Raw genomic sequence first — 26,227 nt, 5'->3', positions numbered from 1 at the left:
GCAACCCATGGTCCAGTTCACCCTGCCCAAGAACAGCCAGATCCGGGTCGGCAAGACATGGCCGAAGCCCGAGGGCGCAACCAATCTGCGCAAGTTCAAGATCTATCGCTGGGATCCCGATACGGGCGAGAATCCGCGGCTGGACACCTATTTCGTCGATCTGGATAAATGCGGGCCGATGGTTCTGGACGCGCTGATCAAGATCAAGAACGAGATCGACCCGACGCTGTCCTTCCGTCGTTCCTGCCGCGAGGGGATCTGCGGATCCTGCGCGATGACCATCGACGGCGGCAACCATCTGGCCTGCATTTATGGCATCGACGAGGTGAAGGGCGATGTCAGCATCTATCCGCTGCCGCATATGCCGGTGGTCAAGGACCTGATCCCCGATCTGACGCATTTCTATGCCCAGCATGAATCGGTGAACCCCTATCTGATCACCAAATCCCCGACGCCGGGCAAGGAATGGAAGCAGTCGATCGAGGACCGCAAGAAGCTGGACGGGCTGTATGAATGCATCCTCTGCGCGTCCTGTTCGACGGCCTGCCCGTCCTATTGGTGGAATGGCGACCGCTATCTGGGCCCGGCCGCGCTGCTGCACGCCTATCGCTGGATCATCGATTCACGCGACGAGGCAACGGGCGAACGGCTGGACGAGCTGGAAGATCCGTTCAAGCTGTATCGCTGCCATACGATCATGAACTGCACGAACACCTGTCCCAAGGGCCTGAACCCGGCCAAGGCCATTGCCTCGATCAAACACATGATGGTCGAGCGTTTGTAAGGCGGGGTTGATTGCGTCCCGCGATGGCCGGGGGATTTTGCATCCCCCGGACCCCCTGCAGGATATTTTCCCACCAGAGATGGGGCGGTGGGTGTCGGTGGGCGCATCGGCGGTTTTGCATGCAGAAATGGGGTGTCGCCCGTTGTTGGAGGGGCGTCATGAATCGCGCTTCTCATGGGGCCAAGCTGATAAAATATGCGGTCGCACCCCATATGCCGGTTTTTATCCGGTTCGGAAGCCAGTTGCATCAATGTCAACACCACAGCCCTGAGTCATGCGGCCACAGGTGGCGAAGGTGGGACGTGCGGAGACCTCGGCTATCGCGGCGCTTCACGCCGCCGTGATGTCATCATATCGACATTTTGGGCGGAGGGACTAAACCGCTTCGCGGCACGGGCGCCTGTGGCGAGTGGACGGCTATCCTATGTGTATCTGCATCCCGGCCGCGGCCTGTCGCTTTGTCATTCGAGGAGGCGCAGGTTGACGATCCGTAAAATCCCTTGACCGGACCAACCAGTGATCCGCGCCATCGCGAAGACAGCCGATACCAACTTCGCCGAGGGGATCATCAGGGTCTCGACGCAAAAGCGCGTTTCCATCGACTTGCGCCGCGAGGCAAGAGTCGCCACACGGTCCAAGGTCATGCTGAATGCCCGGCGCATGGAGATGTAACTGATGTCGGTGCACCAGATCAGATTGGGCCGCGGGATGACCAGGCGTTTCAGGACGTCCGGACAAATCTTGTGTTGCGGATCCTTCCTGTCGGTCTCGGGTGCTTACCGTCGCCGCGAAGGCGAGAACCGCTGCGGTAGGTGAGATCTTCGCGATTCTCGTCTTCGCTACTTTTCCAGGCGAACTGCCATTCCGCACACCAGTAAAATAAATGATGCTGCACCCAGACCAGGCTGGCGCGGCGCTTGGAGCAGAAAGGCCGAGGCCATGTTTCCGATCGGGGTTCGCTCTGGCCAGATCAGCCGGAGTCATCTTCCGCGCGCACGGCTTCAAGAGCCACATTCGGCCCGCTGGCCCCGCTGTTTCGCTTCGTCATACAGATCAGTTCAGAGCAGTTCTGGCGGGGCGGGTAACAATGTCTTGACAGGCTCTCCCTGAATGTGTGAGCATTTGCCCATAAGTTTGGCAAATGCTGATCCGTAGGGAGGATGACGATATGACCACGATCTGGCGCGGGCTGATGGGGGCCTGTGCAATCACCGCGCTTGCTGCGCCTGCCTTGGCCGAGACGCTGACCATTGCCACGGTCAACAATGGCGACATGATCCGCATGCAGCGGATGACCTCGTCCTTCACCGAGGCCAATCCCGACATTCAGCTGGAATGGGTCACGCTGGAGGAAAACGTCCTGCGCCAGCGCGTGACCACTGATATCGCCACGCGCGGCGGGCAGTATGACATCGTGACCGTCGGCAATTACGAAGTGCCGATCTGGGCCGCTCAGGACTGGCTGCTGCCGCTGGAGGACATGGGCGAGGACTACGACGCCGAGGACATCCTGCCGCCGATCGCGGCCGGGTTGTCGCGGGACGGCCAGCTTTTCGCCGCGCCCTTCTATGGCGAATCGGCGATGATCATGTATCGCACCGATCTGATGGAGGCCGCCGGGCTGGAGATGCCCGAGCGTCCGACCTGGGATTTCGTCTTCGATGCCGCCCGCAAGATGACCGACAAGCCGAACGAGGTTTACGGCATCTGCCTGCGCGGCAAGGCGGGCTGGGGCGAGAACATGGCGTTTCTGACCTCGATGGGGCACAGCTATGGCGCGCCGTGGTTCGATGCGGAATGGAATCCGCAATTCGACAGCGAGGCATGGAACAAGGCGCTGACCGACTACGTCACCATCATGAACGAGGCCGGCCCTCCGGGTGCGTCCTCGAACGGGTTCAACGAAAATCTGGCGCTGTTCCAGACCGGCAAATGCGGCATGTGGATCGACGCCACCGTGGCCGCCAGCTTTGTGTCGAACCCCGATGACAGCACCGTCGCCGACAAGGTCGGCTATGCGCTGGCGCCCGAGGGCGAGAAGCCGCAGATGTGGCTGTGGGCATGGACGCTGGCCATTCCGTCCTCGACCCAGTCGCCTGACGCCGCCAAGAAATTCGTCGCATGGGCCACCTCGAAAGCCTATGCCGAGGAAATCGCCGCCGCCGATGGCTGGGCCAATGTGCCGCCGGGCACCCGGACCTCGCTTTACGAGAACCCGGAATATCAGGAGGCCGCGCCCTTCGCCCAGACGACGCTGGACAGCATCATGTCCGCCGATCTGGCCGATCCGACGACGGTCGAGGTCCCCTATCTGGGCACGCAATGGGTGGGCATCCCGGAATTCCAGGCGATGGGCACCACCGTTGGCCAGCAATTCGCGGCGGCTCTGGCCGGGCAATCCACGGTCGAGCAGGCCTTGCAGATGGCCCAGCAGATCACCGAGCGCGAAATGCGCCGCGCCGGCTATCCCAAGTGACGCCTGCGGGGGCGGCATGACCGCCCCCGGTTCCATCGAAACGATGCGCGGGGAGGCGCTGCGATGGCCACCAGACATCAGAAAACGCTTGCACGGCTGATGGTCGCGCCCTCGGTCATCCTGCTGCTGGGCTGGATGATCGTACCCCTGGGGATGACGCTGTGGTTCAGCTTTCAAAGCTATAACCTGCTGTCTCCGGGGATGGAGCAGTTCATCGGCTTTCTGAACTATGAATATTTCCTGTCCGATCCGGCCTTCTGGACGGCAATGGCGAATACGCTGCTGCTGGTCGGGGGGGTGCTGCTGATCACCGTGGGCGGCGGCGTCGCGCTGGCGCTGCTGCTGGATCAGCCGATGCGCGGGCAGGGGATCGTGCGCATCCTTGTGATCGCGCCCTTCTTCATCATGCCCACCGTCTCGGCGCTGGTGTGGAAGAACATGTTCATGAACCCGGTCAACGGGTTGTTTGCATGGATCGCCAAGGCACTGGGCGCGCAGCCCATCGACTTTCTGGCGCAGGCACCGCTGATGTCGATCATCCTGATCGTGTCATGGCAATGGCTGCCCTTCGCCACGCTGATCCTGCTGACCGCGCTGCAATCGCTGGACAGCGAACAGATGGAGGCGGCCGAGATGGACGGCGCCGGGGCCTTTGCCAAGTTCACCAATCTGGTGCTGCCGCATCTGTCGCGCGCCATTACCGTGGTGATCCTGATCGAGACGATCTTCCTGCTGTCGGTCTTTGCCGAGATCCTTGTGACCACCAATGGCGGGCCGGGCTATCAGTCCACGAACCTGACCTATCTGGTCTATTCGCAGGCCCTGCTGCAATTCGATGTGGGCGGCGCCTCGGCCGGGGGTATCGTCGCCGTCATTCTGGCCAATATCGTCGCGATCTTCCTGATGCGGATGATCGGAAAGACGCTGGAGTAAGCCATGGCACGCAATGTTTCCGAAACCCGCCGCTGGACCGTCACCATCATCGCATGGACGATCGCGCTGCTGATCTTCTTTCCGATCCTGTGGACGATCCTGACCAGCTTCAAATCCGAGGCCGACGCCATCGCCAGCCCGCCCAAGTTCCTGTTCTTCGACTGGACGACGCAGAACTATGCCGAGGTGCAGGCGCGGTCGCCCTATTTCCGGCATTTCATGAACTCGGTCACCATCGCGCTTGGTTCGACCCTGCTGGGGCTGCTGATCGCCATTCCGGCCGCGTGGTCGATGGCCTTCCAGCCCGCCAAACGCACCAAGGACCTGCTGATGTGGATGCTGTCCACCAAGATGATGCCGGCGGCGGGGGTGCTGATCCCGATCTATCTGCTGTTTCGCAGCTGGGGTCTGCTGGATACGCGGCTGGGCATCACCATCGTGCTGATGCTGATCAATCTGCCGATCATCGTCTGGATGCTTTATACCTATTTCCGCGAGATCCCGGGCGAGATCCTGGAAGCCGCGCGGATGGACGGGGCCAGCCTGCGAAACGAGATCGTCCATGTGCTGACGCCGATGGCGGTTCCGGGCATCGCCTCGACCCTGCTGCTGAACGTCATTCTGGCATGGAACGAGGCCTTCTGGACGCTGAACCTGACCACCTCGCAGGCGGCGCCGCTGACGACCTTCATCGCCAGCTATTCATCGCCCGAAGGGCTGTTTTACGCGAAACTCTCGGCGGCGAGCACCATGGCCATCGCCCCGATCCTGATCCTCGGCTGGTTCAGCCAGAAGCAACTTGTCCGCGGCCTGACCTTCGGCGCGGTGAAATAAAAAAGGGAGGGGACCATGGGCAGCATCACGCTGAAATCGGTTCGCAAGTCATTCGGAGAGGTCGAGGTCATTCCCGACGTCGATCTGGAAATCGAGGATGGCGAATTCGTCGTCTTCGTCGGGCCTTCGGGCTGCGGGAAATCGACCCTGCTGCGGCTGATCGCGGGGCTGGAGGATGTCACCTCGGGCCAGATCGTGATCGACGGGCAGGACATGACGCAGGCGGCGCCCGCGCGGCGGGGGCTGGCGATGGTGTTCCAGTCCTATGCGCTTTATCCGCATATGTCGGTGCGCAAGAACATCGCTTTTCCGCTGAAAATGTCCGGGATGCCCGCGGCCGAGCGTGAAAAGCGCGTCCAGCATGCGGCGGGAATCCTGAACCTGACCGACTATCTGGAACGCCGCCCCGGGCAGCTGTCGGGCGGCCAGCGCCAGCGCGTCGCCATCGGTCGCGCCATCGTGCGCGAACCATCGGCCTTCCTGTTCGACGAACCCTTGTCGAACCTTGATGCCGCGTTGCGGGTGAACATGCGGGTCGAGATTTCCGAGCTGCACAAGAAGCTGGCGACGACGATGGTCTATGTGACCCACGATCAGGTCGAGGCGATGACCATGGCCGACAAGATCGTGGTGCTGCGCGCGGGCCGGGTCGAACAGGTGGGCAGCCCGCTGGACCTCTATCGCGCGCCGGCCAACCGTTTCGTAGCCGGGTTCATCGGCAGCCCGAACATGAATTTCCTTGAAGGGCAGGCGGCGGGCGCGCATGGCGCCCATGCGATCGGCGTGCGTCCCGAACATTGGCAGATGTCCACCACCGAGGGCGCCTTCGGCGGCACCGTCGGCGTGGCCGAACATCTGGGGTCGGACACCTTCCTGCATGTGGATCTGGATGACGGCAGCCATGTCGTGGCGCGGGCGGCGGGCGAATTTCCCGTTCATCACGGCGACCGCATCCACCTGACGCCGCAGGATGGCCGCGTCTATCGCTTTGACCAGCAGGGTCTGGCGATCTGAGCCACCCTGAACCGGGTTTTGCAGCAAACGGGGCCGCAGCAGCCCCGCACAGGAGCGACTGGAATGAATGGATTGTCGAATGCCACTGTCGGGCAGCTTGGCCAGCAGGGGCCGGGCTATGACCGGGCGGCGCTGCGCGCGGGCGTGCTGCATTTCGGTGTCGGCAATTTCTTCCGCGCCCATCAGGCGGCCTATCTGGACCGGCTGATGAACATGGGGCTGGCGCAGGATTTCGCCATCATCGGCGCCGGCGTCATGCCCGGCGACGAGGTCATGCGTCAGACCCTGGCGGCGCAGGACTACCTTTACACGCTGGTCGAGCAATCCGCCGGACAATCGCAGGCGCGGGTGCTGGGGCCGATCATCGACCATATCGCGCCGGGCGACACCCGGCGGCTGATCGCGACCATGACCGATCCGGCGATCCGCATCGTGGCGCTGACCATTACCGAGGGCGGCTATTTCATCGACGCCACCACCGGACATTTCGACCCGGCCCATCCCGCCATCGCCGCCGATGGCCGCGATCCCGACAATCCGGCGACGGTGTTCGGGCTGATCGTGGCCGGGCTGAAGGCGCGTCGCGCGGCGGGGCACGCCCCCTTTACCGTCATGTGCTGCGACAACATCCCCCATAACGGCGCGGTCACGCGAGAGGCCGTAACCGAAACCGCGCGGCTGTCGGACCCGGCGCTGGCCGGGTGGATCGCGGAAGCGGTGGCCTTTCCCAACGCGATGGTGGACCGGATCACGCCCGCGACCTCGGATCGCGAAAGGCGGCTGGTGCGCGAAGAGTTCGGCATCCCCGACGCAGCCCCGGTCTTCTGCGAGGATTTCACCCAATGGGTGCTGGAGGATAACTTTCCCGCTGGTCGTCCGCCGCTGGAACAGGCCGGGGTCGAATTCGTCAGCGATGTGACCCCGTGGGAGATGATGAAGATCCGCATTCTGAACGGCGGCCATGCCGTCATCGCCTATCCGGCCGGGCTGATGGATATCCATTTCGTGCATGAGGCGATGGAAAACCCGCTGGTGCGCGGCTTTCTGGAAAAGGTCGAGCGTGACGAGATCATCCCCGCCGTGCCGCCCGTGCCCGGCACCGATCTGGGCGCCTATTTCGCCCGCGTGGCCGAACGCTGCGCCAATCCCAAGATCGGCGATACGGTGCGCAGGCTGTGCCTCGACGGCTCGAACCGGCAGCCGAAATTCATCATCCCGACCATTGCCGACCGGCTGGCGCGGGGGCTGCCGGTCACCGGGCTGGCGCTGGAATCGGCGCTGTGGTGCCGCTATTGCGCGGGCGTCAGCGATTCGGGCACCGAGATCGCAGCCAATGATCCCAACTGGGACCGGCTGACGCAGGTGGCGCAGGCGGCGCGGCAGGACCCGTCCGCCTGGCTGGCCATGTCCGATATCTATGGCGCGACGGGGCGGGATCCGGTCTTTGCCGCCGCCTTCGCCGACTGGCTGGAGCGGCTGTGGCGCGACGGCACCAGCGCCACGCTTGCGGCTTATCTGGGGCACTAGGCGGTTGCGATGGGCAAATGGCAGGGTCTGATCTTTGACTGCGACGGCGTTCTGGTCGATTCCGAGCCGCTGGCGGCCGAGGAACTGGCCGGGATGCTGCACGGGCTGGGCCTGCCAATCGGGATCGACCGGATCTATGCCGATTTTCTGGGCCGCTCGGTCAATGCGCTGATCAAGATGGCCGCGCGCGACCATCACACCGATCTGACCCCGGAACTGCCCGCCTATGCCGCAAGACTGGCCGAGCGTTTTCACCGCCACCTGACCGCGGTGCCGGGCATGGCCGGGGCCTTGCAGATGCTGGACGCGCCCCGCGCCGTGGCCTCGTCCAGCGCGCCGGACCGGTTGAAACTGTCTCTGCAACTTACGGGACTTGCAGGATTTTTCGGCGATCACGTCTATTCTTCGACGATGGTGGCGCAGGGCAAGCCCGCACCTGACCTGTTCCTGCTGGCGGCGCAAGGGATCGGTGTTCCCGCTGCCGATTGTGTGGTCATCGAGGACAGCCCCGCCGGTATCCGTGCCGCGCGCGCGGCGGGGATGCGCGTCATTGGCTTTCTGGGGGGCAGCCATGCGGGCCGGGCGCGGCTGGCCGAGCGTCTGGCGGCGCTGAAACCCGACGCGCTGATTGAACATGCCGACGATTTGCCCAACACTCTGGCGCAACTGACCTGAGGCAGCGAGGTGCGACGTGTTGTTTGGCGCCGTTGATGTCGGCTCGGCCCGCGTGCGGGCGGGACTGTTCGCGGATGATGGGCGGCTGCTGGCACGCAGCAGTCGGGGCTTTTCGCTGGTTCCGGGGCCGGATGGCCATGCCGGACATGATTTCGCCGAAATATGGCAGGCCGTTGCCGATGCGCTGGCCGAGGCAAGGCGGCTGGCCGGGGCCGCGCCGTCGCAATTGCGGGCGCTGGCCTTTGACGCGACCTGCTCGCTGGTGGTCGATGCGCCGGGTTTCACCCCCGATGTGATCGCCTGGCACGACCATCGCGCCACTGCCGAGGCGGCGGAACTCAGCGCCACCGGGCACGAAGTGGTGGCCCGCGCCGGTGGTTCGGTCTCGCCCGAGATGCAGACGCCCAAGCTGATCTGGCTGGCGCGGAACCGGCCCGATATCTGGGCTTCGTTGCGCGGGGTGCGCGATCTTTGCGACCATCTGGCCTGGCGGGCGACGGGGATCGAGGCGCGGTCGCTTTGCGCGGCGGCGGCGAAATGGGCCTGGCTGCCCGACCGGGGCGGCTGGCAAGAGGATCTGCTGCATCAGATGGGGATCGCGGGCTTTCCGCGCCCCGGTCCGGTGCTGGCGCCCGGCAGCGCCATCGGCTGCCTGTCCGAACGCGGCGCGGCGGAACTGGGGCTGGATCGCGAAACGGTCGTGGCGGCGGGGCTGATCGACGCCTTTGCCGGTGCGCTGGGGGCGGCAGGCGACATGCCGGCGCTGATCGCGGGCACCTCGAACTGCATCATGGCGCGCGATGTGCGCCCGGGGCAGGGGCTGTGGGGCCCCTATCCCGGCGCGATCCTGCCGGGCGAAAGCGTGACCGAGGGCGGCCAGTCCGCAACCGGCGCGCTGCTGGAATCGATCCGGCAGCTTTATCCCGGCACCGAAAGCCATGACGCCATCCTTGTCCGGCTGGCCCGCCGCCCGGACGTGGATGAGACGCTGCATCTGCTGCCCGATTTCAAGGGCAACCGCACCCCCTTTGCCGATCCGGGGATGCGCGGCGTCATCCACGGCATGTCCTTGCAGCGCGATGTCGCGGCACTGGACCGGTTGTATTGGCGGGCGGCGGTGGCGATTGCGCTGGGAACGCGCCAGATCATCCGGCATATGGGGCTGGACAGCCCGCGTCTGGCGATGGCGGGCGGGCAGGCCCGCGCGCCGCTGATGCGCCACCTTTATGCCGATACCATCGGGGCCGAGATCCACTGGCAACCCGAAGACGCCGTTTTGCGCGGTTCGGCCATCGCGGCGGCGGCACCCCTGTCGGGCGGGATCCTCGCGGCGCGTGACCGTTTCGCCCGTCCGCTGCAAATCACCACGCCTGATCCGCAATCGGTGGCCCGCCGCGAACGCGACTGGCGGATTTTCCTGCGCATGCAGCAGCACCGAGACGAGATCGCAGCGATGTAGCCATGTCCGGAGGTGTTTCTGACCCTATGGGCAGATTGCGCGCTGGCGTTCCGGCGGGTGTTCAAAGAGGAAAGGGAAGGTTCCACTGGCTGGGGCGGTAGGATTCGAACCTACGGTGCGCGGTACCAAAAACCGGTGCCTTACCACTTGGCTACGCCCCAACCGTGCGGGGGTATTTAGCCAAGCTGCGGGGGGGGTGCAAGGGCCAAAATGAGGAAACTTGCCCGTGCGGCTGAACGTGTTATGGCGCCTGCATGGAACATGTGGATCTGATCATTCTGGGCGCGGGCGCGGCGGGACTGTTTTGTGCGGGATCGGCCCTGACGCAGGGGCGGCGGGTCGTGGTGATAGATCACGCGGCCAAGCCGGGCGAAAAGATCCGCATCTCGGGCGGCGGGCGCTGCAACTTCACCAATCTGGCGACGGTACCGGATCGGTTCCTGTCGCAAAGCCCGCGATTTGCGGCCTCGGCGCTGGCCCGGTTCCGGCCCGAGGCCTTCGTTGCGTTGGTCGATCAGGCGCGGATCGGCTGGCATGAAAAGACGCAGGGGCAGCTGTTCTGCGACGGCAAGGCGACGCAGATCACCGACATGCTGCTGAACCGGATGCGCGGCGCGGATTTGCGGCTGGGAACGGCTGTGCAGGGGGTCCGGCATCAGGGCGACCGTTTCGCCGTTTCGCTGACGGATGCGACGCTGACGGCGGATCGCGTGGTGGTGGCGACGGGTGGCAAGTCCATTCCGAAGATGGGGGCGACGGGGGTCGGCTATGACATCGCCCGCAGCTTTGGCCTGCGACTGGTCGAGACGCGGGCGGGGCTGGTGCCGCTGACCTTTGCCGAGCAGGATCTGGCGCTGTGCAAGCCGCTGGCCGGGGTCTCGACCGAGGCGCGGATACGCCATCGCGGCGGCGATTTCCGCGATGCGCTGCTGTTCACCCATCGTGGGCTGAGTGGGCCGGTGATCCTGCAGATTTCCAGCTTCTGGCAGCCGGGGGATGAACTGACCGTCGATCTGGCACCCGACTGTGATATGGCGGCGGAACTGAAACGGGTGCGGGGACAGGCGGGGCGCGTGGCGGTGGCGACGGCGCTGGCGCAGCACCTGCCCGAAAGGTTGGCGGCGGCGATCACCGCCGGGATGGGGCTGGCGCAGGCGCGGCTGGCGGATCAGCCCAACAAGGTGCTGGAGGCAGTGGGGGCACGGGTCAACCGCTGGTCCCTGCGCCCGGTCGGGACCGAGGGGTACCGCACCGCCGAGGTGACGCTGGGGGGCGTCGATACCCGCGATCTGGATGCAAAGACGATGCAGGCCCGGTCGGTGCCGGGGCTGCATTTCATTGGCGAATGTGTCGATGTCACCGGCTGGCTGGGCGGCTACAACTTTCAGTGGGCCTGGGCCTCGGGTGATGCGGCGGGCAAGGCGCTGGCGGGCTAGACCTTCAGCGGCTCGGCCTTGGCCAGCGCGTCGAAACGCATCAGCGAGGCGATCAGCGCGGGCATCCGGTCCAGCGGCACCATGTTCGGCCCGTCCGAGGGCGCATTGTCCGGGTCCTCATGCGTCTCGATGAACACGCCCGCCACGCCCAGAGCGACGGCGGCCCGGGCCATCACCGGCGCGAATTCACGCTGCCCGCCCGAAGAGCCACCCTGACCACCCGGCTGCTGCACCGAATGGGTGGCGTCCATGATTACCGGAAAGCCGGTCCGCGCCATGATCGGCAGCGACCGCATATCGGCCACCAGCGTGTTATAGCCAAAGCTGGCGCCGCGCTCCGTCAGCAGGATGTTCTCATTACCGGTCGAGGCGACCTTGTCGGCGACATTCGGCATGTCCCACGGGGCAAGGAACTGGCCTTTCTTGATGTTCACCACCGCGCCGGTCCGGCCCGCCGTCAGCAACAGGTCGGTCTGGCGGCACAGAAAGGCGGGGATCTGGATCACGTCCACCACTTCGGCGGCGCGAACGGCCTGTTCGGCGTCGTGAATGTCGGTCAGCACCGGACAGCCCAACTCGGCGCGGACCCTGGCCAGAATCTCCAGCCCCTCGTCGATGCCGATGCCGCGGCGACCCTTCAGCGAGGTGCGGTTGGCCTTGTCATAGCTGGCCTTGAAGACATAGCCCGCGCCCGCATCGCGGCAGGCCGCCGCCATCGCTTCGGCGATCATCAGGGCGTGGTCCAGCGATTCCAGCTGGCAGGGACCGGCGATCACCGTCAGCGGCAGGTCGTTGCCGCAGGTCAGCGGGCCGATGGGGATGTGGCGATGGGTCATGACGATACCTGTTCCCGCAAGATCGAAGCCGTCAGAGACAGCATGAGATAGATGCCCGAGAAGATCAGAAACGCCACCAGCGTATTCTGCACGGCCTTGGGATAGGTGGCCTCATCCGGGGCGACGGGGGCCACCGACAGCGACAGATAGCGGACCTGCTTGCTGGCCTCGACCCGCGCGGTTTCCATCTGGGCGGCAGCGGCGGCCAGCAATTCCTGCCGGGTCGCCAGATCGCTTTCGGCAATGCGCAACTCGCCCGAGATCGCGGCCAGCGACGAGCGTGTCGCATTGCCCTCGGTCAGTTGCAGCCGGGTGCGGGCGATCATTTCCTGAAGCCGGGTGATATCGCCGCGCAAGGCGGTGACGCGGCTTTGCTGCGGGCTGGGATTGGCCAGCAGCTGGCCCAGTTCCAGTTCCTTGGTGGCCAGCTGCATTTCCAGTTCGGCGACCTGATTCATGATTACCGAGCCTTCGGCCACCGGGTCCAGAACGCCCAGCTTCTGCTGCAATTCCTGCACCCGTTGCTGCGCGGCCAGAACCTTGGCCTCGGCATCCTCATAGACCTCGATCGCGCCCTTCATCTGATCGTCGCGCAGGCGGGCGGTCATCTGGTCCACCTGACCCTCGGCATATTTGATCAGCGCCAGCGAGAAATCGCGGCTGAGTTCCGGGTCGGGGGCGATCACTTCCATGTTGATCATGCCCTCGGTCGGGTCATAGCCGATGCGCACCGATTTCTGATACAGTTCATAGGTGGCTTCGTTGCTGGCATTTTCCGGCAGGCGCTTGATCGCGTCCAGCGACGGGTCCTGGAACGCGCGGCGATAGCCCAGTTCGCCATCCAGACGCAGCATCGCATCGCGCGAGGTCAGATAGCTTTGCACACCGACGGAATCGGGGTTGGTGGCCAGTTGCGAGGCGCTGAACAGCCCGCCCATGCTGGACCCGGACATGCCGTCGGCCATCTGGATCTGGAATTGCGAATGGGTGGCATAAAGCGGCGATGCGACGCGGAAATAATACCAACCCGCCATGAAGGTCGGAATGATGACGAACAGCATCAGCCGCATCGCCAGCATCGCCAGCCGCCTGCGCCTGCGCCGCGCGATGTCCCGCTGGATCAGCAGGATTTCCGCCGCGCGCCGGTCCTCGGTCAGTTGCTCGCGCGAGGGCAGGGCGGGGCCGGGCTGGGTATTGGGCCGCGAGGCAGGTAGAGGCGCGCGTGGCACCACCGCAGGCGCATTGGCCGAAGGGCTGGCCTGGGACCGGCTGCCCTCGCTGGACAGGATCTGGCTCAGCGCGGCGCGCTGCGACGGGTCGATGCCGCGTTCGCGCAGGCGCAGCACGGCCTCTTCGTCCGACTCGACCGGGATCTGGTGCAGCGCGGCGATGCGGCGGGCGATGCGCAACTGCCGGTCCGACAGCTTTTCGGCCCGGATCGCGGCCAGCTTTGCCTCCAGATCCTCGCCCGCCGCGTCGGCGGGATCGGCCTTGCCGCCATCCTTCGCGGGCGTGGTCCCTTCGGATGCGGGACCGGCGGTCGGAAAACGCATGTCGCCGAAACCGTCATCGACGGGCTCGGTCTGCATTATCCGTTCCTTGCGCTGTTCGTCAGAGCTGGCGGCAGAGGCCCCCGACATCGGGCCTTCGCCGAAACGCGGCGGAAGGTCGGCCTTCTTGTGCAGTTCGACCCGGATATCCGGCTTGTCGCCAGCCGGCGGGCGGGTCTCTGCTGCCGGATCTGCGCCCGTATGCGGACGGACGGCTTCGGCCGGAGAGGCGTGGAAGCGGCTCGCCTTAGGCGGTAAAGTCATAATACTGCTTGGCCTCTTCAAGGGTTTCAAACATATACAGTTTTCCGTCGCGCAATATCGCGGCGGTCCGGCAGAACTTCTCGATGGTCGAGGGCTGGTGCGACACCACGATCACGGTCGAATCGCGCAGCCTCTCATACAGGACCGAGCCCGCCTTGCGGTTGAATTCGACATCCGTGGTCTGCGGCATGCCCTCGTCGATCAGATAGATGTCGAATTTCAGCGCCAGCAACAGCGCGAAGGAAAACCGCTGCCGCATCCCCGCCGAATAGGTCCCCACCGGCATGTCGAAATATTCGCCGATATCGGTCAGCCAGCGGCAGAAGGCTTCGACATAGTCGGGATCCAGCCCATAGATGCGGGCGATATATCGGGCGTTCTCATTGGCCGAGTGGCGCGCCACCACGCCGCCCATGAAGCCAAGCGGAAAGGACACGCTGCACGTGCTGCGGATGGTGCCCTCATCGGGTTTTTCCAGCCCGCACATCATGTTGATCAGCGTGGTCTTGCCGGTGCCGTTGGGGGCCAGGATGCCGATGGAATTGCCCAGTTCGACCCGGAACGAGGCGCGTTCCAGAATCACCTTGCGCTGAGTCCCGGTCCAGAAGGATTTCGAGACATTGTCGAATTCCAGCATGGCTGATCGCCTTTATCCGTCGGTTTCTGTCCGGCCTGCCGTGCCGGAATTCCCCGACCTGTGCGGGCGGAACATAGGTCGGTGGCGGCATCCTGTCCAGTTTCCAGCCCGGGTGCCAAACAAACCTTGGCGAGCAGTGCTTTATTCGCGCGGCATTTGCACTAAATGCCACCGGATGAGCCAGCTTTCCGCCCGTATCTCTGCCTGCCGCCTGTGTGCCGAGCGGTTCGCCCTGACCGCGACCGCCCATGCGCCGCGCCCGGTGGTCTGGTTCCGTTCCGGCGCGCCGATCCTCGTGTCGGGGCAGGCGCCGGGGATGCGGGTGCATCACAGCGGCAGGCCGTTCACCGACCGTTCGGGCGACAGGCTGCGAGAGTGGATGGGCGTGGACGAGGCCACCTTCTATGACCGCGATCGGATCGCCATCGTGCCGATGGCCTTCTGCTTTCCCGGCTATGACGCCAAGGGCGCCGATCTGGCCCCGCCCGCGATCTGTGCGCGGACATGGCGCGATCAGGTGATGGGGCAGTTGCGGCCGCGGCTGATCCTGCTGGTGGGCGGCCATGCGATCCGCTGGCATCTGGGCCGCCGCGACGTGACCGCCAGCGTCGCCGCCTGGCGCGACCATGCCCCGCAGGTCTTTCCGCTGCCGCACCCCTCGTGGCGCAATACCGCGTGGCTGCGCAGGAACCCTTGGTTTCAGGCCGACTTGCTGCCGGAATTGCGACTTGCGGTGGATAATCTGCTGCAAAGGGGCAATTAGGGCCAGACCTTTGCACCAGTCAGGCCGGTTTTGATGACTCCGGGGGTCAGGATCGGTTAAGGCATCTGCACAACGCAATCCGAGCCAGAGGCCGCCATGAAATCAGATGTCGAGATCGCCCGCGAGGCCGCCAAGCAGCCCATTGCCCAAATCGCCGCCAAACTGGGGCTGCGACCCGATGAGATCCTGCCCTATGGTCACGACAAGGCAAAGATCCCGCATCAATCCGTGGCCGCGCTGGCGGGCAGGCCCGAAGGACGGCTGATTCTGGTGACCGCGATCAACCCGACCCCGGCGGGCGAGGGCAAGACCACCACCACCGTCGGTCTGGGCGATGCGCTGAACCGGATCGGCAAGCGCGCCACCATCTGCATCCGAGAAGCCAGTCTGGGTCCGAATTTCGGCATGAAGGGCGGCGCGGCGGGCGGCGGCCTGGCGCAGATCGTGCCGATGGATGACATGAACCTGCATTTCACCGGCGATTTCCATGCCATCACTTCGGCCCATAACCTGCTGTCGGCGATGATCGACAACCATATCCACTGGGGCAACGCGCTGGATATCGACACGCGGCGGATCACCTGGCGGCGGGTGATCGACATGAACGACCGGGCGCTGCGCGATATGGTCATCGGGCTGGGCGGCGCGGGCAACGGCTTCGCGCGGCAAAGCGGCTTTGACATCACCGTCGCCTCCGAGGTGATGGCGATCCTGTGCCTGTCGCGCGATCTGACCGATCTGGAACAGCGTCTGGGCCGCATCGTCATCGGCTATAGCCGAGCGGGCGATCCGGTCACGGCGCGCGACCTGGGGGCCGACGGCGCGATGACCGTCCTGCTGAAAGAGGCGTTGCAGCCCAATCTGGTGCAGACGCTGGAACACAACCCGGCGCTGGTCCATGGCGGCCCCTTCGCCAATATCGCTCATGGCTGCAACAGCGCCATCGCCACACAAACCGCGCTGCGCCTGTCCGATTACGTCGTGACCGAGGCCGGATTCGGTGCCGATTTGGGGGCCGAGAAGTTTCTGGACATCAAATGCCGGATCGCCGGGCTGACGCCTTCGGCGGTGGTGCTGGTGGCGACAGTGAGGGCGTTGAAGATGAACGGTGGCGTTGCCCGCGCCGATCTGGGGGCCGAGAATGTCGAGGCCCTGACCCGCGGCTGCGTCAATCTGGGGCGCCATATCGAGAATCTACGCCTCTATGGTCTGCCGGTGGTGGTCGCCGTCAACCATTTCTCGGGCGACAGCGAGGCCGAGGTCGCCGCCGTCACCGATTACTGCGCCGGCTTCGGGGTCAAGGCGGTGGTCGCGCGGCACTGGGCCGAAGGCGGGGCCGGGGCCGAAGAACTGGCCCAGGAGGTCGTCGCGATGGTCGAGGGCGCGGAGGGCGATTTCCAGATGCTCTATCCCGACGAGATGCCGCTGATCGACAAGGTCGAAACGATCTGTACCCGGATCTATCGCGCGGCGGGGGTCGAGATGTCGCCCGCGATCCGCGCCCAGCTGGAGGGCTGGCAGCGTGACGGCTATGGCCATCTGCCGGTCTGTATCGCCAAGACACAATATTCCTTTTCGACCGATCCGGACCTGCGCGGCGCGCCCGAAGGTCATGTGATCCCGGTGCGCGAGGTCCGCCTGTCGGCGGGTGCCGGTTTCGTGGTGGTGATCTGCGGACAGATCATGACCATGCCCGGCCTGCCGCGCCGTCCGGCGGCGGAAACCATCCGGCTGAACGATCTGGGGCAGATAGAAGGGCTGTTCTGAAACCGTCCGTCAGGCGGCGGCGGCCAGCTCCGGCTCGGGCTCGAACACCAGCGCCATCAGTGCCATCAGGTCCAGCCGCCGCAGCAATTCCGGCAGGCCGGCGCGGGGACGGGCCAGAAAGGCGCGCTGTTCGCGCTGAACCAGATGCACGGCCATTTCGCGGATATGCGGGCTGTTGTCGTGCAGGCCGTATTGCGCGGCCTGTTCGCAATGGCGCAGAAAGCCCGGCTCGTCCCCCTGGCGGGCCGCGTGGTCCCAGTCGCGGATGAAATCCTCGGGCGAGGGGCTGGCGATCCGGGCGGTGGGCGCCCTCAGCCAACGCAGCGCGTCCAAGAGGGGGCCGCCCTCGGGCGGCAGCGCGTCGATCAGTTCCTGCAATGGCTGGGTCAGCGCCAGAGTACGGCGCGCATATTGGGCCGCGATGGGGAACCCGGCCAGCCGCACGGCCAGCGCCTGCACCTCGCCTCGGGTCGGGACATAGCCGCCCAAGCCCTCCAGCAGCAGAAAGCCGTTCCGGCCCGTCGCGCGGCTGATCGAGGCGGCAACGAGCAGCCGTTCGGACGGGGGCATCGTTCCGGCCTGTTCCAGCCTTTCGGCGATCCGCGCGGCGATCTGGTCGCGGCAGGTATGGATCGGCGGCGCGTGGCGGTCCGGCGCATGTGGCCCGTGCCAGCGGCGATGGCTGATCACATGAAAGGCCACCATCGCCATGATCGTCGGGATTGCTCCCGTCGCCAGTTCCTGCGGCTGATCCGACCAGCCGCACCGCGCCGGAAACGATCCGTCGGGCCGCTGATAAGGGATCACTTCGGACAAAAGCGCCGACACGTCATGGTCGGGATCGATCAGCCGCAGGCAGGTGATCATCTGCACCAGCGCGGTCAGGTTCTTGTTCCCGACCGCCCATTCCGAAAAGCGCAGACAGTTTTCAAAGGCTTGCCCGAATACCCTTGGCGCGATTGTCCGCGGACGGGATTCCCCGAAATGATAAAGCTGCGTCAGGACCCGGTAAAACAGATCGACATGCAATTCCGTCAGGTGATCGGCGGCAACGGGGCGGCACAGAAACGCCTCGGTTTCCGCGACAAGATTGGCGTCGGGATCGTCGGTCAGGTCCAGCCTTTCGGCCAGATCGCGTGGCGGATGCAGCGCCAGATGCTGGCGCGACAATTGCCACAGCGGCTGATCCTTCACATGCCGCCCCGCCGCCAGCAGCGGCGCCACGCGGTCGGGGTCCATGCCGCCGCGCCACACCAGGGTGGTGATGCGACCGGTCAGCGTCGCATCGAACCGCTCGGCCGTGATGCTTTCCAGCGGCGAGGGTGCGCCGCGCCAGCCCGACAGGACCGGGGCCATCCGCGCCGCCAGCGCCAGAACCGGAGTCAGTTCATCCTCGGGCGACAGGCGCGCGGGCAATGTTCTGATCTGGTCGCGCAACCACGCGATTGTGCGGTTGGAAAGCAGGCGCAACAAATGATCATAGGGCGCATCAAAAACCATGGCCGTTCTTCACGTTGTGCAATTCAAAGCAGTTTCTGCCCGGTTTATTCCTGCCATCCTATGTCAACGGGACCGCGAAAAACAGAGATAATGCAGCCGCAAAAAGCCTTCCATTATAATAAACCAGCGTCAATCACCTGAAGTTGTGGGTTCGGGCCCGCCGCAGACGCGGCTGTGACGGGTGGCCCACGCGAATCATCCGCCGGTGATTGCGCCCCGACGCGGGCCGCGCTACATGGCGGCTCATGGAAAACCGCCCCGATCTGCCCCCCGAAATCGCCCGCCGCCGGACCTTCGCGATCATCGCGCATCCCGACGCGGGCAAGACCACGCTGACCGAAAAGTTCCTGCTGTATGGCGGCGCCATCCAGATGGCCGGTCAGGTCCGCGCCAAGGGCGAGGCGCGGCGCACCCGTTCCGACTTCATGAAGATGGAGCAGGACCGGGGCATTTCGGTTTCGGCCTCGGCCATGAGCTTCGATTTCGGGGAATATCGCTTCAATCTGGTGGACACGCCGGGCCACAGCGATTTTTCCGAAGACACCTATCGCACGCTGACCGCCGTCGATGCCGCGATCATGGTGATCGACGGGGCCAAGGGCGTCGAATCGCAGACCCGCAAACTGTTCGAGGTCTGCCGGCTGCGCGATCTGCCGATCCTGACCTTCTGCAACAAGATGGACCGCGAGGCCCGCGACACCTTCGAGATCATCGACGAAATTCAGGAAAACCTTGCCATCGACGTGGCGCCTGCCAGCTGGCCGATCGGGTCGGGCCGTGAATTCATCGGCTGCTATGACATGCTGCATGACCGGCTGGAACTGATGGACCGCGCCGACCGCAACAAGGTGGCCCAGACGGTCAGCATCTCGGGGCTGGACGATCCGAAACTGGCCGAACATCTGCCCGCCGACCTGCTGGCGAAGCTGCGCGAAGAGGTCGAGATGGCGCGCGAATTGCTGCCCGCCTTCGACCGCAATTCCTTTCTGGAAGGGCATATGACCCCGATCTGGTTCGGCAGCGCCATCAACAGCTTTGGCGTGCGCGAATTGATGGGCGGGATCAGCGAATACGGCCCCATGCCGCAGCCGCAGATGGCCGCCTCCCGGCAGATCGCGCCCGAGGAAAAGCCCGTCACCGGCTTCGTCTTCAAGGTGCAGGCGAACATGGACCCCAAGCACCGCGACCGGGTGGCCTTCGTGCGCCTTGCCAGCGGCCATTTCGCGCGCGGCATGAAGCTGACCCATGTGCGCAGTAAAAAACCGATGGCGGTGACCAACCCGGTGCTGTTTCTGGCCGCCGACCGCGAACTGGCCGAGGAAGCATGGGCGGGCGACATCATCGGCATTCCGAACCACGGCCAGTTGCGCATCGGTGACGCGCTGACCGAGGGCGAGGGGCTGCGCTTTACCGGCATCCCCTCTTTCGCGCCGGAACTGTTGCAGACGGTGCGGGCCACCGATCCGATGAAGGCCAAGCATCTGGAAAAGGCGCTGATGCAATTCGCCGAGGAAGGCGCGGCCAAGGTGTTCAAGCCGATGATCGGTTCGGGCTTTATCGTCGGCGTCGTCGGCGCGCTGCAATTCGAGGTGCTGGCCAGCCGGATCGGGCTGGAATACGGCATCCCGGTGCGGTTCGAGGGCTCTCAGTTCACCAGCGCCCGCTGGGTGGCGGGGCCGAAGGACAAGGTGGATGCCTTTGCCGAGACCAACAAGGGCCATCTGGCGCAGGACCATGACGGCGATCTGGTCTATCTGACCCGCCTGCAATGGGACATCGACCGGATCGAGCGCGACCACCCCGACCTGAAACTGACCGCCACCAAGGAAATGATGGTCTGACAGCCGTCAGGCGGCATCCGGGGCGAACTGCATCCCGTCCAGCTCGTTTCCCTGCGCATCGACGGGGTGGCACCAGACGGTAAAGCTGTCCAGCCGGTGCGGGCCAAAGCTGTTCAGCAGCGGCACATCGACCGCATCGCGCCCACGCGCCACCACGACCCGGCCGATCCGGCGCTGATTGTTGCGCGGATCGAAGGTGAACCAGCGCCCGCCGATGAACACCTCGATCCATGCCGCGAAATCCATCGGATCGGGCACGGCCGGCACGCCGATATCGCCGACATAGCCGTTGACATAGCGCGCCGGGATATTCAGCGCCCTGAGGAACCCCAGCGCCAGATGGGCGAAATCGCGGCAGACGCCGACGGCTTCGCGATTGGCCCCCTGGGCGGTGCGGGTCGCGCAGGCCTGCTGGTAGTCGAAACGGATGTGGTTGTGGACGTGATCGACCACCCGCTGCACCCGGCCCCAGCCGGGCGGAGTGTTGCCGAACAGGTCCCATGCCTGCTGGCTGAGCAGGTCCGTCTCGACATAGCGCGAACCGCTGAGAAAGGGCAGCACCGCATCCGGCAGCGCCTCGACCGGCCATTCGGTGGCGCTTTCATCCATCGGGTCGGGCAGGCCGTCATCGCTTAGCGTGACATCGCCGCGCAGAACGAACCGCCCCGCCGGGGCCATCATGCGGCGGCAGATGTTCCCGAACCCGTCGAACCAGCTGTAGACCGGCACTTGCGGCGTGGTCTCGACAATCTCTGGCCCGGTGAAATCATTGTGCCGGGCGATATGAGGGGTGACGAGGCAGACCAGCAGGGTCGGCTGTTCCGCCTCGATGATGAATTCGTGCCCGATGCGGATCAGCATCAGCCGACGGTCGCATCCATGGTCACTTCCGCATTCAGAAGCTTCGAGACCGGGCAGCCGTCCTTGGCCTTCTGCGCCAGTTCCTCGATCTGCGCGCGGTCGCCATCGCCGCGGATCGTGGTGGTCAGATGCGCCCTGGTGATGGTGAAACCGTCGCCGTCCTTGTCCATCGAGATGGCCGAGCGGGTATCGACCACGGTGCCGGTGATCCCGGCCTGTTCCAGCATCATCGACAGGGCCATGGAAAAGCAGGCGGCATGGGCCGCGCCGATCAGTTCCTCGGGATTGGTGCCGGGGGCATCCTCGAACCTGTTGCGGAATCCATAGGGCTGATCGGTCAGGGCGCCGGATTGGGTCGAAACCCGGCCCTCGCCATCCTTCAGCCCGCCTTCCCAATGCGCCGAACCTTCACGGGTAATCATCGTGCCATCCTCCTGATCCAGATGTTCGCTGGCCCAACGCGGCGAAGGGGCCGGGGGTTCACTGTCCTTGCGCTTTATCAATTCCGCGCCCTGTCACCGCTTGGCCCGGACCCGCGCTTGGGCTATCGCTTCAGGGACGGGCGTTTGGAGAGGCGACATGACGAAAATCACTCCGGTGCTGATGGCGGGCGGTTCGGGCACCCGGCTGTGGCCGGTCTCGCGCAAAAGCTTTCCCAAGCAATTCGCGCAGCTTGTGGGCGAAGAGACGCTGTTTCAGGCCTCGGCCCGGCGGCTGTCGGGCGAGGGTTTCGGCGATCCGGTGGTGATGACCAATGCCGATTTCCGTTTCATCGTGGCCGAGCAGCTGGACCAGATCGGCATCACCCCGCAGGCCATCGTGATCGAGCCTCTGGGGCGCAATACCGCCCCCGCCATTCTGGCCGCCGCGCTGATGGAGGGGGCGGACGACCCCGACCGGCTGCTGCTGGTTGCGCCCTCGGATCATGTGATCCCCGATGCGGCGGCCTTCGCCCGCGCCGTTCAGGCGGGTGCCGGGCCCGCGCGTCAGGGCCGCATCGTGACCTTCGGCATCACCCCCACGCGCCCCGAAACCGGCTATGGCTATCTGGAGCTGGCCGGGCAGGGCGAGGGGCCGCAGCCGCTGGCGCGTTTCGTCGAAAAGCCCGATGCGACCCGCGCGCAGCAGATGCTGGAACAGGGCAATTTCCTGTGGAATGCGGGCATCTTCCTGTTCTCTGCCCGCAGCATGATCGAGGCGTTCCGCGCCCATGCCTCGGCCTATATCGACCCGGTGCAGGCCGCCATCGACGGCGCCCATACCGATCTGGGCTTTCTGCGTCTGGCCCGCGCCCCGTGGGAGGGGCTGGGCAATGAATCCATCGACTATGCGGTGATGGAAAAGGCCGACAATCTGACCGTGGTGCGGTTTTCCGATCACTGGTCGGATCTGGGCGGCTGGGATGCCGTCTGGCGCGAACAGTTGGGCGACGAGGCCACCGGCATCGTCGCGGACGGGCGCTCGACCGCGATCGACTGCCGCAATGTGCTGCTGCGTTCCGACAGCGAGGATTTGCAGATCGTCGGCATCGGGCTGGATGACATGATGGTCGTGGCCACCAGCGATGCGGTTCTGGTCGCCGGGATGGACCGCGCGCAAGAGGTGCGTCAGGCCGTCACCGCGCTGAAGAAGAAGGGCCGCAAGCAGGCCGAAAGCTTTCCCCGCGATCACCGTCCCTGGGGCTGGTTCGAGACGCTGGCGCTGGCCGACCGCTTTCAGGTCAAGCGGATCGTGGTCAAGCCGGGCGCGGCGCTGTCGCTGCAAAGCCATGTCCACCGCTCGGAACACTGGATCGTGGTGTCGGGCACGGCGCGGGTGACGGTGGATGAAACGGTGACGCTGGTGACGGAAAACCAGTCGATCTATGTGCCGCTTGGCGCGGTGCATCGGATGGAAAACCCCGGCAAGGTGCCGATGGTGCTGATCGAGGTGCAGACGGGTTCCTATCTGGGCGAGGATGACATCATCCGATACGAGGATGTCTATGCCCGCGACAGCCGCGACTGATCCGGCGCCCGCAGAAGGGGCACCGGATCATTGCATCATTCGATCACGGCGCAGGCCAGACGGTCACCGGCATCGCCGGTCGGCTGGCTGGCATAATCGTCGGCGCCCGCATGGATCATCAGCGCGCGCCCGCTGATGGCATTGTCGCCCTCGGCTGAGACGAGGGTGTTCAGCACCTGAGCCCGAGCCGTGCCGCTGGCATCCACCCAGATATTGGGCATGTCACCGGCATGAGGGCCGGTTTCCGACAGATAGCCATGTTCGACATCGCCGGGGTTGAAATGCCCGCCCGCTGAATCGTGATGGGTTGCGGCGTCGCATTCCCCGGTTTCGTGGATATGGAACCCCACCCATTGCTCGGCGGGCAGGCCGGTGACCTCGACGGTGAACAGAACGCCGTTCGGGGTGGGCTGGATCTGCGCGGTGCCGACCTCGCTGCCTTCGGTATCGACAAAACTGGCGGTGCTGTCCTGCGCCGAAGCCAAAGCGGGGGCAAGCGCCAGCGAAAATGCGATGAGATATTTGTTCATTCGATCCAACTCCGGGATTTGTGCGCACAACTGGAAACAGAACCGGTCGGGCCGGGTTTTGTTCCACCCTGTCGCAAGGGGCTGAGCTTACGCGGCGGGCCGATCGCCGAACAGCCGCTGATGTTCGGCGATGGCGTAACGGTCGGTCATGCCGGCGACATAGTCCAGCACCACCCGGGCGCGCTGGGTTTCGTCCGCGGCGGCCTCGGCGGTGGCGCGCCACTGGTCGGGCATATTGGCCGGCGCGTTCAGGTAAAGCGGGAACATCCGGTTCAGCATCGCCGTGACGCTGCGCCGTTCGACCACGACCGAGGGCGCGCGATACATCCGCGTGAACAGGAAGGACTTGATCGCCTTGATGTTCTGATACAGCGGTTTCGAGAAGCGGATGATCGGGCCGTCCATGTCGCGGATCTCGTCCACGGATTGCGGCTGCAACCCGGTCAGTCGGTTCTGGGCGACGGCGATCACATCCTCGACCATGACGCCAAAGACGCGGCGCAGCGCCTCGTGGCGGCGGCGCATCCGGTCCAGACCGGGATGCAGCCGGTCCACCTCGGCGAAGGCGGGACCGATCACCGGCAGTTCGGCCAGTTCCTCTTCGGTGAACAGTTCGGCGCGCAGCCCGTCATGCAGATCGTGGTGGTTATAGGCCACGTCGTCGGCCACCGCCGCCACCTGCGCCTCGGCGCTGGCATTGGTGTGCAGTTCCAGATTCCACAGCCCGTTCACCTCGGCCAGCGCATAGGGCAGGGGGGCGGGCACCGGGTCGCCCATCGCGTCACGCTCCAGCACCCTGCCATTATGCTTGGCGATGCCTTCCAGCGTTTCCCATGTCAGGTTCAGCCCGTCGAAATCGGCGTAATGGCGTTCCAGCCGGGTCACGATGCGCAGCGCCTGCGCGTTGTGGTCGAAACCGCCATAGGGTTCCATCAGGGCTGCCAGCGCGTCCTCTCCGGTATGGCCGAAGGGCGGGTGGCCAAGATCATGGGCCAGCGCCACGGCCTCGGCCAGATCGGTGTTCAGGTCCAGGGCGCCTGCGATGGTGCGGGCGACCTGCGCCACCTCGATCGTGTGGGTCAGACGGGTGCGGTAATAATCGCCGCGATAGGCCTCTCCATCATGTTCGACAAAGACCTGCGTCTTGTGCTTCAGCCGCCGGAAGGCGCTGGAATGGATGATCCGGTCGCGGTCGCGCTGCCACGGGCTGCGAAAGGTGGACAATTGCTCGGAGGACAGGCGTCCCCGGCTGAGTTCGGGCTGGCAGGCATAGGGCGCGGTCATCTGGGGTTCCTTGCGACGGCTGCGCAGGCAACCTATATTCGGGATACGCGGACGAAAACGGGAACACCCCATGAACTTGCCTCCGAAAGTGACCGAACGCGCCTTCGCGCGCCTGGCCGAGATCAATGACGGGTCCGATACCCGCCCGCTGCGTGTGGCGGTGTCGGGTGGCGGCTGTTCGGGTTTCCAGTATGAAATCCGGCTGGATCAGGCCGAGGATGACGATCTGGTGCTGGAAAGCGCCGGTCAGCGGGTCGTGGTCGATCCGGTCTCGCTGCCCTATCTGGCGGGCGCGGTGATCGATTTCACCGACGAACTGATCGGCGCGCGTTTCGTGATCGACAACCCCAATGCCAGCTCCAGCTGCGGCTGCGGAACCTCTTTCTCGATGTGATGCCCGGCTGGTCTTGAACGTGAAAATCCCCTATGGCTGGCAGGGTCAGGCAAAGGGGCGGGCATGAAGATCGCGACATTCAACATCAATGGCGTCAAGGCCCGGATCGCGGCGCTGAGCGACTGGCTGGCAGGTGCGAATGCCGATGTCGTGGTCCTGCAAGAGATCAAATCCGTCGATGAGGGCTTTCCCCGCGAATACCTTGAGGATCTGGGCTGGACGGTCGAGACTCACGGCCAGAAGGGCTTCAACGGCGTGGCCATCCTGTCGCGTCTGCCGCTGGAGGATGTGACGCGCGGTCTGCCGGGCGACGATGCCGACGAACAGGCCCGCTATATCGAGGCGACGGTGATCGGGTCGCGCGCGGTGCGGATCGCGGGGCTTTACCTGCCCAACGGCAACCCGGCGCCGGGGCCAAAGTACGATTACAAGTTGTCATGGATGGAGCGGTTGCGCCTGCGCGCCGCTGAACTGCTGGCCAGCGAGATGCCGGTGGTCATGCTGGGCGATTACAACATCATCCCGCAGCCGCGCGACGCGGCCAATCCGGCGAACTGGGTCGAGGATGCGCTGTTTCTGCCCGAAAGCCGCGCTGCGTTCCGCCGCATCCTGCATCAGGGCTGGTCCGACGCGATCCGCCTGCACGACCCCTATGCGACGCGCGGGCCGTTCACCTTCTGGGATTATCAGGGCGGCGCGTGGAAGCGTGACGACGGCATCCGCATCGACCATCTGCTGCTGTCGCCGCAGGCCGCCGACCTGCTGGTGGAATCCGAGATCGACAAGGAAGCCCGCGCGGGCGAGAAACCCAGCGATCACGTCCCGGTCTGGGTGCGGCTGGATGCCTGAACGGGC

Annotated in this window: 24 protein-coding genes and 1 tRNA gene; 16 read left to right on the top strand and 9 right to left on the bottom strand. The window is 65.0% G+C overall.

The window, feature by feature from the left end; genetic code table 11:
* The first annotated feature begins 7 nt into the window (after positions 1–7).
* The 9 genes from JHW40_RS16610 to JHW40_RS16570 all read left to right on the top strand — a co-directional run bounded on the left by JHW40_RS16610 (position 8) and on the right by JHW40_RS16570 (position 9,702).
* Complete coding sequence (locus JHW40_RS16610; protein ID WP_090610955.1) at positions 8–784, top strand: succinate dehydrogenase iron-sulfur subunit; 777 nt, start codon at positions 8–10, stop codon at positions 782–784.
* 516 nt (positions 785–1,300) lie between these two features.
* Positions 1,301–1,456 carry a hypothetical protein gene (locus tag JHW40_RS16605; protein ID WP_272849008.1) on the top strand — a complete coding sequence of 52 codons (156 nt, stop codon included), beginning with the start codon at positions 1,301–1,303 and terminating at the stop codon, positions 1,454–1,456.
* 496 nt (positions 1,457–1,952) lie between these two features.
* The gene (locus JHW40_RS16600) at positions 1,953–3,260 is read left to right on the top strand and encodes an ABC transporter substrate-binding protein (RefSeq protein WP_090610954.1); all 1,308 of its coding nucleotides are present in this window, start codon (positions 1,953–1,955) and stop codon (positions 3,258–3,260) included.
* A 63-nt stretch (positions 3,261–3,323) separates the two neighbouring features.
* Complete coding sequence (locus JHW40_RS16595; RefSeq protein ID WP_090610953.1) at positions 3,324–4,193, top strand: carbohydrate ABC transporter permease; 870 nt, start codon at positions 3,324–3,326, stop codon at positions 4,191–4,193.
* Between the two features lie 3 nt (positions 4,194–4,196).
* On the top strand, positions 4,197–5,027 hold the full coding sequence (locus JHW40_RS16590; RefSeq protein WP_090610952.1) for a carbohydrate ABC transporter permease: 831 nt from the start codon (positions 4,197–4,199) through the stop codon (positions 5,025–5,027).
* 15 nt (positions 5,028–5,042) lie between these two features.
* The gene (locus tag JHW40_RS16585; protein WP_090610951.1) at positions 5,043–6,041 is read left to right on the top strand and encodes an ABC transporter ATP-binding protein; all 999 of its coding nucleotides are present in this window, start codon (positions 5,043–5,045) and stop codon (positions 6,039–6,041) included.
* Between the two features lie 63 nt (positions 6,042–6,104).
* Entirely contained in the window at positions 6,105–7,568 is a 1,464-nt protein-coding gene (locus JHW40_RS16580; protein ID WP_090610950.1) for a mannitol dehydrogenase family protein, read from the top strand.
* 9 nt (positions 7,569–7,577) lie between these two features.
* The gene (locus JHW40_RS16575; RefSeq protein ID WP_090610949.1) at positions 7,578–8,243 is read left to right on the top strand and encodes an HAD family hydrolase; all 666 of its coding nucleotides are present in this window, start codon (positions 7,578–7,580) and stop codon (positions 8,241–8,243) included.
* A 16-nt stretch (positions 8,244–8,259) separates the two neighbouring features.
* Positions 8,260–9,702: an FGGY-family carbohydrate kinase gene (locus tag JHW40_RS16570; protein WP_090610948.1), complete on the top strand. Its 1,443-nt coding sequence runs from the start codon at positions 8,260–8,262 to the stop codon at positions 9,700–9,702.
* An 86-nt stretch (positions 9,703–9,788) separates the two neighbouring features.
* On the opposite strand, the gene JHW40_RS16565 is transcribed toward JHW40_RS16570, so the two are convergent.
* A tRNA-Gln gene (locus JHW40_RS16565) sits at positions 9,789–9,863 on the bottom strand.
* 93 nt (positions 9,864–9,956) lie between these two features.
* Here JHW40_RS16565 and JHW40_RS16560 point away from each other — a divergent pair.
* Positions 9,957–11,138, top strand: a complete 1,182-nt coding sequence (locus JHW40_RS16560) for a BaiN/RdsA family NAD(P)/FAD-dependent oxidoreductase (RefSeq protein ID WP_090610947.1) — start codon at positions 9,957–9,959, stop codon at positions 11,136–11,138.
* On the opposite strand, the gene kdsA is transcribed toward JHW40_RS16560, so the two are convergent.
* The 3 genes from kdsA to JHW40_RS16545 are packed head-to-tail and all read right to left on the bottom strand — an operon-like array spanning position 11,135 to position 14,425.
* Positions 11,135–11,974 (bottom strand): 3-deoxy-8-phosphooctulonate synthase, encoded by an 840-nt coding sequence (gene kdsA / locus JHW40_RS16555; RefSeq protein ID WP_090610946.1) that lies wholly within the window; start codon positions 11,972–11,974, stop codon positions 11,135–11,137. The genes JHW40_RS16560 and kdsA overlap by 4 nt on opposite strands.
* Complete coding sequence (locus JHW40_RS16550) at positions 11,971–13,788, bottom strand: capsule biosynthesis protein (RefSeq protein WP_211657242.1); 1,818 nt, start codon at positions 13,786–13,788, stop codon at positions 11,971–11,973. The genes kdsA and JHW40_RS16550 overlap by 4 nt, the downstream gene beginning before the upstream one ends.
* Positions 13,772–14,425, bottom strand: coding sequence for an ABC transporter ATP-binding protein (locus tag JHW40_RS16545; protein ID WP_090610945.1), 654 nt, complete (start codon positions 14,423–14,425; stop codon positions 13,772–13,774). The genes JHW40_RS16550 and JHW40_RS16545 overlap by 17 nt, the downstream gene beginning before the upstream one ends.
* Positions 14,426–14,600: 175 nt before the next feature.
* Between JHW40_RS16545 and JHW40_RS16540 the strand changes: the two genes are divergently transcribed.
* Positions 14,601–15,188: a uracil-DNA glycosylase family protein gene (locus JHW40_RS16540; RefSeq protein ID WP_090610944.1), complete on the top strand. Its 588-nt coding sequence runs from the start codon at positions 14,601–14,603 to the stop codon at positions 15,186–15,188.
* Positions 15,189–15,284: 96 nt separating this feature from the next.
* Entirely contained in the window at positions 15,285–16,955 is a 1,671-nt protein-coding gene (locus JHW40_RS16535; RefSeq protein ID WP_090610943.1) for a formate--tetrahydrofolate ligase, read from the top strand.
* A 9-nt stretch (positions 16,956–16,964) separates the two neighbouring features.
* On the opposite strand, the gene JHW40_RS16530 is transcribed toward JHW40_RS16535, so the two are convergent.
* On the bottom strand, positions 16,965–18,425 hold the full coding sequence (locus tag JHW40_RS16530) for a hypothetical protein (RefSeq protein WP_139208115.1): 1,461 nt from the start codon (positions 18,423–18,425) through the stop codon (positions 16,965–16,967).
* A gap of 275 nt (positions 18,426–18,700) precedes the next feature.
* Between JHW40_RS16530 and JHW40_RS16525 the strand changes: the two genes are divergently transcribed.
* Positions 18,701–20,296, top strand: a complete 1,596-nt coding sequence (locus tag JHW40_RS16525; protein ID WP_090610941.1) for a peptide chain release factor 3 — start codon at positions 18,701–18,703, stop codon at positions 20,294–20,296.
* Between the two features lie 6 nt (positions 20,297–20,302).
* Here JHW40_RS16525 and JHW40_RS16520 read toward each other — a convergent pair whose 3' ends face one another.
* Positions 20,303–21,157, bottom strand: coding sequence for a transglutaminase-like domain-containing protein (locus JHW40_RS16520; protein WP_090610940.1), 855 nt, complete (start codon positions 21,155–21,157; stop codon positions 20,303–20,305).
* The gene (locus JHW40_RS16515; RefSeq protein ID WP_170851761.1) at positions 21,157–21,579 is read right to left on the bottom strand and encodes an OsmC family protein; all 423 of its coding nucleotides are present in this window, start codon (positions 21,577–21,579) and stop codon (positions 21,157–21,159) included. The genes JHW40_RS16520 and JHW40_RS16515 overlap by 1 nt, the downstream gene beginning before the upstream one ends.
* A 157-nt stretch (positions 21,580–21,736) precedes the next feature.
* Between JHW40_RS16515 and JHW40_RS16510 the strand changes: the two genes are divergently transcribed.
* Positions 21,737–23,164, top strand: a complete 1,428-nt coding sequence (locus JHW40_RS16510; RefSeq protein ID WP_090610939.1) for a mannose-1-phosphate guanylyltransferase/mannose-6-phosphate isomerase — start codon at positions 21,737–21,739, stop codon at positions 23,162–23,164.
* Positions 23,165–23,199: 35 nt separating this feature from the next.
* On the opposite strand, the gene JHW40_RS16505 is transcribed toward JHW40_RS16510, so the two are convergent.
* Together JHW40_RS16505 and JHW40_RS16500 are read right to left on the bottom strand one after the other, a co-directional pair.
* On the bottom strand, positions 23,200–23,694 hold the full coding sequence (locus JHW40_RS16505) for a superoxide dismutase family protein (RefSeq protein WP_090610938.1): 495 nt from the start codon (positions 23,692–23,694) through the stop codon (positions 23,200–23,202).
* Positions 23,695–23,781: 87 nt separating this feature from the next.
* Positions 23,782–24,978, bottom strand: a complete 1,197-nt coding sequence (locus JHW40_RS16500) for a deoxyguanosinetriphosphate triphosphohydrolase (protein ID WP_090610937.1) — start codon at positions 24,976–24,978, stop codon at positions 23,782–23,784.
* 70 nt (positions 24,979–25,048) lie between these two features.
* On the opposite strand from JHW40_RS16500, the gene JHW40_RS16495 reads away from it, so the two are divergent.
* Entirely contained in the window at positions 25,049–25,372 is a 324-nt protein-coding gene (locus JHW40_RS16495) for a HesB/IscA family protein (protein ID WP_090610936.1), read from the top strand.
* Between the two features lie 63 nt (positions 25,373–25,435).
* Positions 25,436–26,221: an exodeoxyribonuclease III gene (gene xth / locus JHW40_RS16490; RefSeq protein ID WP_090610935.1), complete on the top strand. Its 786-nt coding sequence runs from the start codon at positions 25,436–25,438 to the stop codon at positions 26,219–26,221.
* The last annotated feature ends 6 nt before the right edge of the window (positions 26,222–26,227 follow it).

It is taken from the genome of Paracoccus alcaliphilus, assembly GCF_028553725.1.
GTDB lineage: Bacteria > Pseudomonadota > Alphaproteobacteria > Rhodobacterales > Rhodobacteraceae > Paracoccus > Paracoccus alcaliphilus.
The sequence above is the reverse complement of the archived record's forward strand: the minus strand, read 5'-3'. Positions and strand labels throughout refer to the sequence as shown.